This is a genomic window from Aquiflexum sp. (genome assembly GCF_977115555.1).
In genome coordinates this window covers 1-2,271 of the sequence record NZ_CDSBKL010000542.1, presented here as the reverse complement: position 1 = coordinate 2,271, position 2,271 = coordinate 1, and the positions used below count along the sequence as shown (strand labels likewise).

Annotated in this window: 1 protein-coding gene and 1 pseudogene; one reads left to right on the top strand and one right to left on the bottom strand. The window is 40.5% G+C overall.

Going from position 1 to position 2,271, the window contains the following annotated elements; all coding sequences use genetic code 11:
• Window positions 1-507: 507 nt before the first annotated feature.
• Window positions 508-1,749, top strand: coding sequence for a PepSY-associated TM helix domain-containing protein (locus ACZFYI_RS19325; protein WP_462525757.1), 1,242 nt, complete (start codon window positions 508-510; stop codon window positions 1,747-1,749).
• A gap of 37 nt (window positions 1,750-1,786) precedes the next feature.
• Here ACZFYI_RS19325 and ACZFYI_RS19320 read toward each other — a convergent pair.
• Window positions 1,787-2,271 (bottom strand): annotated as a pseudogene (locus ACZFYI_RS19320) (tRNA (N(6)-L-threonylcarbamoyladenosine(37)-C(2))-methylthiotransferase MtaB); the annotation flags it as partial.

Sequence of the window (2,271 nt, the reverse complement as noted above, 5' to 3'; positions counted from 1 at the left end):
AAGAAATTTTACCGGGCCGGCGAGGCACTGCGCGAGGGAGGATTAAAATTTCTTGAACTTTTTGGTTACTTTTTGTTTCAAGACAAAAAGTGACACAAGGAAGAGACGTTAAGAAAATACCATAGGAAAGAAATTCAAAATGAATTGACTTCTCCACCTTCCCTGTTTTTGGGGTAAACCTTATACCACATTTTTCCTTTTCGCTCCCAAAAACCTACGACATCACATTTTCATTACCCCGGGCGGCGGTGCATGGGGATTTGTTGAAATATAAAAATCAGAGAAGCACCTTGCCCGGGGCTATTCTTATTCAGCCCGCTTCGGGGCTGTCGGTCCAAGAAGACCCGAGAATAATCCTGAAAATTGTTGAAGGTAAATTTTTTTCTCAGTATCCTTTTTTAGATTTAATCTAAATAGATATATTTGTGTCGGGGTTGCTTTTGATTAAACCCTTGATTTCAGGATTCAATGCAGCTATGATTTCATCACCGATTAATGTTATTGACAATGCCAAATTCCAAAAAACCTACATCCACCTGGGAAAAGACGAGAAAGTTTTTCAATGATATCCACCTTTGGGCTGGTCTTATCAGTGGGCTGGTTTTGGTAGTCGTTTGTTTTACAGGTACTGTTTATGTCTACAACACTGAAATCAGGGAATCAGCGGCAAAACATCTCTATCAGGTTTCGGCAGAAAATGGAGCAGCAAGAATAGGATTAAATTCCATTTTGGAAAGTACCTCAGAGCAGGTTGAAGGAAAAGTCATTTCTGTTTCCATCCCTTTTGAAGCCAATAGGTCTATACAGATCAATGTCAAAAAGGAGGGAGACCAAAGCCGTTCAGGTACAACCTATTTTGTGAATCCATATACAGGAGCAATTTTGGGAAATAATTCGGAACCGACCTGGGCGGATAATTTGATGAAGGACTTGTTCAGCCTTCACAGGTGGCTGATGTTGGACAGGATCGAGAAGCCTTTGATCGGAGAGCTGCCCAACAAGAATCTTGGGAGCTATATCACAGGTACAGCGACAATCCTATTTACCATTGGGGTGATTACTGGGATGATTATCTGGTTTCCAAAGAGAATTAGAAACTGGAAACAGGGATTGAAAATAAAAACCGGGAATTGGAAAAGAACTAACCACGACCTACATAATTCACTTGCTTTCTACTCGATCATTATTCTGTTTATGATGGGGGCTACAGGACCATTTTGGTCATTTCCATGGTACAGGGAGGCTTTACAGAAATCACTTGGAACTTACAAGGAACAGCCTTCAGATAACCGTTCAGGTAATGCAAGCACAAACACGGATGCAAGCCAAAACCAAACAGAGGCTTTAGTACCAATGGATCTTGAAAAAATTGTTCAGGTAGCAGAGACTGTCCTTGACTATGAGGGAAGTTACAGAATATCTTTTCCACAAAAACCTGAAGATCTGATTAGTGTAAGTAAGTATAAAGTTGGTTTTTTTGCTCCGGCAGCAGCTGACAAAATTCAACTGAGGGCTGATTTGGAAATTGATGAAGTCCAGATATTTAAGGATAAGCCCTTTAATGAAAGGATTGCTTCTTCGATCAAATCCATCCATATCGGGGATGTTTATGGGTCATTTTCCAAAATCCTTTACTTTTTAGCATGCTTGGTAGCTACCAGCCTTCCGTTTACAGGCACATTGATCTGGATCAATAAGATGAAGAAAAAGAAAAAATCTGTTAGGTCTATGCGGGAAGTTCTTGCTTGAACTTAGGTAGTTGCAAAATAGATTTGGGGTTGTTTCTTCAATGCCTTTCGTACATCATCTCCGGTTCGACGGCTTCCACGTTTCCTTTTTCATTGATTTCACTCAAGGTCAATGTCTTCAGTTCATTGATCAGGATCGGGTCGTACTTAGCCGATACACGGATATAATTTTCTGTAAAGCCATGCATTTTTCCGTCTTCTACATCTTCCTCGAATAGCACAGTGAAGGTTTTTCCGAGATTTTCTTGGTAAAATTTCCTCCTTTTCTTTTCAGAAAGGATCCTGAGCATTTTGGATCGCTCATTTCTTATTCTGATCGGAACGATACCGTCCAACTCTACCGCCCGTGTGTTTGCCCTTTCTGAGTAGGTGAAAACATGCAGGTAAGAAATATCTAGTTCATTCAAAAAATTGTAGGTTTCCAAAAACAATTCGTCCGTTTCTCCCGGAAACCCTACTATTACATCTACGCCGATACAGCAATGCGGCATCAGGGATTTGATTTTGGAAATCCTGTCTTCAT

Bases quoted from the DNA above. Each gene is read 5' to 3' on its own strand.
- ACZFYI_RS19325 (WP_462525757.1), top strand. From the start codon at position 508: ATGCCAAATTCCAAAAAACCTACATCCACCTGGGAAAAGACGAGAAAG.